The 8,287-nt window shown below is 52.6% G+C and carries 5 protein-coding genes; 4 read left to right on the top strand and 1 reads right to left on the bottom strand.

What is annotated here, in order from left to right; genetic code table 11:
* The coding region (locus V6C07_RS00990) for an MlaA family lipoprotein (protein WP_333534538.1) at window positions 1–738 on the top strand (738 nt) is incomplete at its 5' end.
* 493 nt (window positions 739–1,231) lie between these two features.
* Here the strand turns inward: V6C07_RS00990 and V6C07_RS00985 are convergent.
* A complete protein-coding gene (locus V6C07_RS00985; RefSeq protein WP_333534537.1) occupies window positions 1,232–2,092 on the bottom strand; it encodes a class I SAM-dependent methyltransferase in 861 nt (286 codons plus the stop codon).
* A gap of 967 nt (window positions 2,093–3,059) precedes the next feature.
* Here V6C07_RS00985 and V6C07_RS00980 point away from each other — a divergent pair.
* The 3 genes from V6C07_RS00980 to fliS form a co-directional block, all read left to right on the top strand.
* On the top strand, window positions 3,060–4,058 hold the full coding sequence (locus V6C07_RS00980) for a glycosyltransferase (protein ID WP_333534536.1): 999 nt from the start codon (window positions 3,060–3,062) through the stop codon (window positions 4,056–4,058).
* A 452-nt stretch (window positions 4,059–4,510) separates the two neighbouring features.
* Entirely contained in the window at window positions 4,511–7,597 is a 3,087-nt protein-coding gene (gene fliD / locus V6C07_RS00975; RefSeq protein WP_333534535.1) for a flagellar filament capping protein FliD, read from the top strand.
* A gap of 178 nt (window positions 7,598–7,775) precedes the next feature.
* The coding region (fliS, locus tag V6C07_RS00970; protein WP_333534534.1) for a flagellar export chaperone FliS at window positions 7,776–8,287 on the top strand (512 nt) is incomplete at its 3' end.

Below are 8,287 nucleotides of genomic sequence, written 5' to 3'. Positions count from 1 at the left end.
CGGCAGGAACCCACGCCCTCGACAGTCTACGGGGCCGCCCCCATGCTGCCTGCCGGGGCCATCACGGTAACGCCCTACGGTTCATTGCGCGCGGCTGACGACCTTGACGACTACGACACCGCCGATGCCAGCATTGCCGACCCCTTTGAGCCGTGGAACCGCTTCTGGTTTCATTTCAACGACATTTTCTATCTTTATATTGCCAGACCAGCCTACGATGCCTGGGTGTTCATCACGCCGCACCAACTGCGCGGCGGGCTGAAAAACTTCTTTTCCAACCTGCTTTTCCCCGTTCGCTTTGTGAACAACGTTCTTCAGTTCCGCTTTATGGAAGCCGGGGTGGAGTTTGGCCGCTTTATCATGAACACCACGTCAAGCGCAGGCTTTGCCGATGTCGCCAAGGGCAAGCGCACCATCGTGCCGGTTGACCCCACTGGCGAAGACTTCGGGCAGACCCTGGGACGCTGGGGCATAGGCCAGGGTTTTTACCTTGTGTGGCCCATCCTTGGCCCAAGTTCGGCGCGTGATACCGTTGGCCGCGTGGGCGACGTCTTTGCCGACCCCCTCTTCTACCTCAAGCCCTGGGAACTGGGTACGGGACTGGCGGCGGGCTTTCGCTTTAACGACCTCGGCGACGTGCTGCCCCTGTATGAGGACCTGAACAGCGCCGCCGTGGACCCTTATATCGCCATGCGTGAAGCCTATGCAAACTTCCGCAAGTCGCAGGTGATGCACTAGAGCAATTTAAAAGTTAAATTGCTCGGACGGCTGCGTGAGCAGACGTTCGCTACGGAGGCGTAAGCGCAGTTTATCTGCGCGGTTAAACGCCGAAGCGAGCGTGCCTTAAACTTTGAGAATGTATATTCTCAAAGTTTATCTGCTCTAGGGTCTCTGCAGACCATGCCGACTGCGGCCGTCGGGAGCCATGCGCTCACGGCAGAGCCTGCACGGCTCCATTTACCAAAAGCGGGGGTACGCAAGCGTACACCCGCTTTTTTTAGAGCAATTTCGCAGCGAGAATATCCATCCACAATGCTTCCAAGACGCCCGCTTCCGTCAGAACAATTTCAAAGTGAAACTGCTCTAGAGCAGATTAACTTTGAAAATGTACATTTTCAAAGTTTAAAACACGCTCGCTTCGGCGTTTAACCGCGCAAATAAATTGCGCTTACGCCTTCGCGGCGGGCGCCTGCTCGCGCAGTCGCCAGAGCAATTTCAAAGTGAAACTGCTCTAAAACCACTGAATAGTTTTTCCATTCAGCAGTTTTTCATCTTCATCCATCAAAGCTGCAATTTTTGTCATTTCATGACGGGCTATTTCCAGGTCCGAAACCATAGCCGGGCAAGCGGCTAACGAAAAAGAAAATGTAAAGTCCCTATAGGGAGTAAAACAAAACGATTTATATTGCCATGGAAAGACACCCGCGCGAATCATGTTATAAGTAAAATACAAAAAAGTTTTTGGAGTAAATACGGAAAAATGCACATCTGTCACAGCACCATCGACAGTTTTTTCGTAGGTTTCAACTAAACGCTCCCACTCCTTCACGCTTGAGAGCAGATTTGTTACAGCCAGACTGTCATCTTTCCAAAATACGGTAGAATCATTACAGCTTATTGTGTCCATAACGTGCTCAAGAACACTCCAGGGCGCACAGGGAATTTTTGATACATGGACATGCCAGGCTTCAGCAAACGACGTGGGTTGCCTGAAATGGTCAAAGCAATACCGGTGGTCAGGAAGCATGGCGTAAAATAACCCGCCCGGACTCATGACATTTTGAATATCCAGAAAAAAATCTATGATCCTGGGAATGTGCTCCAAAACATGGCAGCTAATTACATAGTCGAAAGGAGGAACGTTCTTCAGGTCAGCAGTGTAGCTTTCTTTAATAACGTAATCGATGGAAACCGCTTTTTTCACGCAGGGTTCATTTTTGAATTTTTGCAATATTTCGCTGTCATTGCATATATCCGCATAATAAACATCAGCCTCCGCCTTGGTGAAAATGGGCGAATAAAAAGGACCTATTTCCAAAATACGTTTGCGAGTATCAATGCCTTTCATAAAACGCGATGCATCTCTACGCACGTTGATCACCTCGTGTTGAGTATTTACTGACGATGCTGTTGGTATTTAAAATTTTCAAGCATCATTTTTTATGATGTTTTCTCCCAGGAAGCTCTAGACAGTGTCTACCTTGGGAGGCGTATCATAAATTTTTTTACCGCTAATGCCTCAGCATCCCTTTCCGCTTGATGCCAAATGCTGTGGGTGAAGATGTATTTAAAATCCAATCTGCCTTGTGTCATTACGAAAACTCCAATGCCTGTGGCAATATCAGTTCTTCGTCAAATTCGCTTTATCGTGATGCCGTGCGAAGCGTAGCAAAGGAATCTGAATGTCCTGAATCTTTGATTCCAGCGCATTTTCCATTGAACCGCAAATAGGCGGCCTGAAAATACTGAAGCCAATTGTCTTAAAAAACTTACACCGCCTGAACTCGTACGCCACCAATCAACCCTGTTTTTTGATCCGATGCGCAGTGATGGCCGCGCACAGCAGCTTCAACAGGGGCAAGATGGATACACAAAATCCTTTTTCTCAAAAATTCGCGCCAACAAACTTCCGATGCTATTCATGAGATTTTCTGGCAATATAAGCTACACTCTTTCCTTTGACAAACCCAGTAACAGAAGACCTTGCACTATTTGTCAGGGATTGAAATGAGAGCATATATGTGGCCTGGTATACAATACTTCTTCAACGCATTGCATGACTTTTACTGTGCATTTTTTGGACTACAGTATGATTTTTTGAGTATTACTCTCCAAAAAATTTCTTTTTACAGCCCTTTGGAGTCCATATGACATGGCCCTTGCGCACCCGAGCTGAATGCCCTAAAAAAGTACTGTCCATCAAAAACCTCCTGAGCTTGAACGTAGAGCGGTTTACTATAGAAAGCGTTTAGTATTTTGGGCAAGTTCAATCCCTGAAAGTCCCCAGGCAAAGTTTGGAGTTTATCGATTGATTATCACCCAGTAATCCTGGAACACCTATGACTCAACAACCCTTCCTCAACATCACAATGCCCGTGTTCAACAGGCCGGAGCTGACAGCCCTGACCATCACCAGTTTGCGAAAATGTACGGATGCTGTGCCCTTTATTCTGACTGTGGTGGACAACGGCAGTGACCAGACCCTGGTAACATGGTTACGGCAGCAGCACAGGAAAGGCCAGATCGACAAGCTCTTTCTGCTGCCGCAAAATATGGGTATTTCGTGTGCATGCAATATCGGCTGGCAAATGACGCCGGCAGCTTATTTTTGCAAGCTCGACAACGACATGTTCATCCAGTCTCCGACCTGGCTGGAACACATCTTTTCCCTCTGGCGACACGGTCTGCCGCTATCTACGCTTGGCCCGGCGTGGGGCGAGAAAGAAACCCTGAAAAACGGTGCCGCCGTTACTACGCCCGAAGGCAACCTGGGCTATTGCCTAACCAATTTGCCGGGCTGTGCCTTGTTCGTGCCTAAAGCGGTTTCCGATCTCCTTGGTTATTTCAACGAGGATTATGGATTATACGGGGCGGAAGACGGCGACTACGGCCTGCGGATCAACTGTGCGGGCTTTCCCCAGTATACTTACAATTGCGACGGGCTGCTTCGCCATATGGGCAAATGGCCGGACAGCATTCTTGAACAGTACAGGGCTCATGGTCTCAACAGAGAAAATGAACACCGCCGGTTATTTCAGAATCAGGATGGAACCATGGGGATGTTTCCGGTAAACCATTACCTGTTCAATGCCTGCATCAGGAACTGGCGTGTACCTCTCCGGTATGAAATTGCCGATATTGCTGATGACGGCAACGTCCACCTTCGCGAGCGAAAAGAATACCGCCTCGTAAAGGAAGCCTTACTACTCTGCAAACAAAAAATGGATCGTGTTTGTATGGAAACAGGAAATTACGGCAATATATGGAATCCCGGTTTCATAGAAGAACTCAAGGAGGTCATGAAAAGTTGCGGACAAGAATGTGTACCTCTCCCTTGATTTCACTGCGATTACGCTTGGAAACATAGTCAATCATCCTGGGCTGCAATAATTTTCAGAAGCATATCGATCCAGCAGGAATACATCGACCTTCTTTCAAAACAGACTGGAAAATCCTGTCGAAACCATATGCGCCGCCCAAATGGCCGAGGTGGCGTAAGCCGCGGCAAGGGCGCGGATTTTTTTGTTTTTTCGACCCTCCGGCTGACGTCTGCCCTGCGCCGATTTCATACCATTGACATCAACTATTGCGCCGCGAGGCTGCCCGCGCGGCTAAACCTTTTTGCCGAACAGCCGTTATTTCCTGTACGGACTTGTGCGCTTGTCTCAGCCTGCCCTTCCCGGGGAGAGGCAAAAAATGCCCCTGAAAGTTGCACGCATTTTGCAACAGGGGCTGTGTCCGGCACATATGCCCCTCCGTGCCGGGCCGAAATTTTCTATGAGAGGCGCTTATGGCTATCAGTATATCCGGCTCAAACTCCATATCCGGCCTCAGCAACATGGGTACCGACTTTGATACCGTGCTTGCCAAGCTTAAAAAGGTGGAGTCCATACCGCTCAACCGTCTGACCGCGTGGAAGTCCGACTGGAATCTGCGCTACGAGGCGTTCGGCTCCATCATTGAGCAGGTCCAGATCGCCAGCAACGTGCTCGGAACCCTGAGTAACCGGAACAATTTCGTCACCAAAAATGTCGCCACCAGCAATGAGCACGTTCTTACCGCTGTAGCCAACGCTTCGGCTCAGGACGTGCAGCACAACATCAATGTGCTGCAAACTGCCAATAACGCCGTTTGGGCCAATACCGGGCATGTGTTCAGCTCCAAGAACGACATCATCAACGATTCGGGTACGGATCAGTACTTCAAGTTCACCTATGCGGGCGTTACCAAAGAAATCAAGGTTCCTCCCAAGACCACGCTGGAATCTTTCGTCAGCATGGTCAACAACTCTACCGATAACCCCGGCATAAAAGTGAGCATGGTGCAAACCGGCTCGGGCTACGTTTTTCAGGTGGCGGGTAAAAGCACCGGCGCGGCCAACGACCTCATCATCCACGACAGCGGCCTTGTGGGCATGAGCTCTGCGGGCAGCATTTCCACATGGAAAACGAACAACGCCCTCAATCTTGCGGAAACACTCACCGATCCCACAAAGTACTCCTATGACCTGATCATGGAGGACGGCGCAAAATTCAAGATTGCCATCACCGGCGACAAGACCAACCAGAATCTGGCTGACCAGATAAACGCGCAGACAGGCCGCAACGTCGCCAGCCTGGACAGCAGCGGCAACCTGACCCTTACGGGCGTTGCGGGCATGTACCAGCGCGACACGGCGACCACAGAAAAGTCCGTACCCGCCAGCACCAAGGTTGCCCTTACGTCCGGCGGGGCCAACGACACATTGAACAGCGACCTTATCGTCACCATGACATACGATGACGGCATCACGCCTACTGGCCCTCCGCCTGCCGGCACGCGCACGGTCACCATCAAGGCGGGAACCACCATGCGCGATGCTCTGGCCCAGATAGCCCAGGCTTCGGGCATGAAGTCGGCGGACCTGAGCATGGACGCGCACGGCGAATGGTCCGTCAACCTTGAAAATATTACAGACATAAGCTTCAGCGGCACTGAAGCCGCATCCTATACGCCCACCTATACCACGGCTCAAATGGGAACCCGCGTGGGCGACCTTGCGTCCGCCACCACAGCGCTGGTTTTCAAGGCCGACATGCTGAACACGGCCATCGGCGGCAACAGCCCCGATGGCAGCAATTTCACCTACACGATTGTAGGCAAGGATGGCGTTGCACAAACCATTACAATTGCAAACACCGCCACCTATCAGGATCTGGCCGACAAGATTGCCGGATCCCTAACAACACCTGGCAGCGATGGCAACATTTCCCTGTCGCTGGACAATACCGTCAAGTTCTACCTCAGCCAGGGAACAGGCGGCGGCATGGACGGCCTCACCGCAAGCACCGCCACCACCACTACCGCCACGGGCATGCTGCCGTCCGCCACAATTCAAAATCCGCAGCCGGATCTCAACTATACCGTCACCCTCAATGACGGCACGGCCATCAACGTCGGGCCAATAGCCAGCGGCTCTTCCATGCAGGATGTGGTGAATGCCATCCAGGCCACCCTGAACAGTAATCCGGCCGCCCAGGCCGCCGGGGCCACGGCCCAGCTTGTGAAAGCGGACGGAAACCCCTGGGCCGGCGATGCCGACGGCCCGGCCTACCTTGAGGTCACCAATGCGCAGGGCGTCAGCGGGCCGGGCATCAAGGGGCAGGTAGCCACATCGTCCAACTGGAACATCCAGCGGGCCACCAATGCCCGCTTTACCGTGGACAACTGGCCCGTTGAGATGGAGTCCGCCACCAATACGGTCAGCGATGTCATTGAAGGCGTGGTCTTTACCCTTCAGGACGAGGGGCAGGCGCGCATCAGCATCAGCACCGACATCACATCGGTGGAAAAATCCATCCAGACATTTCTGGACGCGGTGAACTCTGTCCTGCTGACCATCCGCGAGTTCACAAGCTTTGACAAGGACAAGGCCACCACAACCAACGACCCCAAGCTGGCGGACAACGACAACTACAGCCCCTCGCAGCTTACCGCTGAAAAAGGCGGACTCTTGCAGGGCAACTACGGGGTGCAGCTTTTCAAGTCACGTTTCAACAGCAGGCTGGGCGGGTCGCCTCCAGGCTTTAAAAGCCGCACCAGCGCCGAAGACGTGCTTTCCGGCGATGTGCTTGCCAACCTTGCCAACCTTGGCATCAAGGTGAACAATAATGAAGCCAGCGACAAATTCGGCCTGCTGGAAATAGCGCCCTCGTCCTCCATTGCCGCATTGCAGCAAATGGACCAGGAAAACTATAATAAAATGATCACCGACAACCTGGAAGCCGTGGTGGATTTTTTCTGCACCGAAGGCACAGGTACCACCACATCGCCGGACTTCCGTTACGGCAGCCATGTGGCGGGCATCACCAAGGCCGGTTCGTATGACGTTTCATACACGGTAGACGCGCACGGCAATATTGAAAAAGTCATGGTGGGCGGCGTGGAGGCCACGCGCGACACAAGCATGCCCGGCTACTATTACAGCGTGGGCTCGGGCGACGGGCGCGGCCTTGCCATTCTGATCGACGACCTGAGCGAAGGCGAACACACAGGGCAGGTGCGCATCAAGGAAGGGCTGGTGCAATCGGTAAACACCTTCCTGAAAAGCGAGCTGGTGTTCAACGACGTCAACATGTCCGGCACGGACCCGAGCAAAAACGCCGACGCCATTGCCCTCAAGTCGCAGAACGGCGCATTGATGGTTTTGCGCAACAACTATAAATCCATCATGGAAAACATTGACAAAAAGATCAGCAATGAGCAAAGCCGGCTGGCCCTCTGGGAATCGCGGCAGAAAAAATATTTCGCCAATCTTGAGACCCTGCTGAATAACTACGGAACCATGCAAAAGCAGCTTGAGTCGCAGATCGACAAGATAAACAGCAGCAAGAGCTGATACGCTTCAAGCGCGGTACGCCAGAGCAGTTTACGAGTGAAACGGGTTAGCTGCTCTGCAAGGATTTTCCTGAAAATCCTTGCCACGAAATGCGAGCAGGCAGGCTTTTGCCTGCCGTAAGCAAGCATTTCAAGTGTTAAATGCTCTAACAAAACACGCACGCCACAAGGACAGCAACATGAACAAAGCGGCGCACGCCTACTTTCAGACCAAGATCGGCACCACTGACCAGGGGCAGCTTCTGCTCATGCTCTACGACGGCGCCCTCAAATACATCCAGCAGGCCCGCACCAAAATGATCGCCAAAGACTTTGCGGGCAAGGGCATCATGATTTCAAAGGTTATCGACATTGTTAACGAGCTTGCCGCCTCTCTCAATATGGACAAGGGCGGCAGCCTGGCCGTCAACCTTAACAATCTCTACCTGCTCTGCACAGCGCGCCTGCTGCGCGCCAACCTGAAGATGGACATGGAGTCGCTCGACAGCGTGGAAAGCATCCTTTCGGGTCTGCGCGGGGCCTACGCCCAGATCATCGAAACCCCCGAGGCGCGCAAGGCCGCGGCGGACATTGCCAACCGCATGCAGCCCTCAGGCTCGGTGACCAAAACAGCACAACCCCTCATGCAGCATCAGGGTTCACCGGTCCCTCGCGCCCAGGCCCAGGCCGCTTACGGACGCAATGCCATGTC

Source organism: Desulfovibrio sp. 1214_IL3152, from assembly GCF_036763055.1.
In the GTDB taxonomy this organism is placed as follows: Bacteria; Desulfobacterota; Desulfovibrionia; order Desulfovibrionales; family Desulfovibrionaceae; genus Desulfovibrio.
This window is presented reverse-complemented; position numbering and strand designations above follow the sequence as displayed.

What these genes read in the sequence shown, in the direction of transcription:
- V6C07_RS00980 (WP_333534536.1), top strand. Translation starts at nt 3,060, where the DNA reads ATGACTCAACAACCCTTCCTCAACATCACAATGCCCGTGTTCAACAGG.
- fliD (WP_333534535.1), top strand. Translation starts at nt 4,511, where the DNA reads ATGGCTATCAGTATATCCGGCTCAAACTCCATATCCGGCCTCAGCAAC.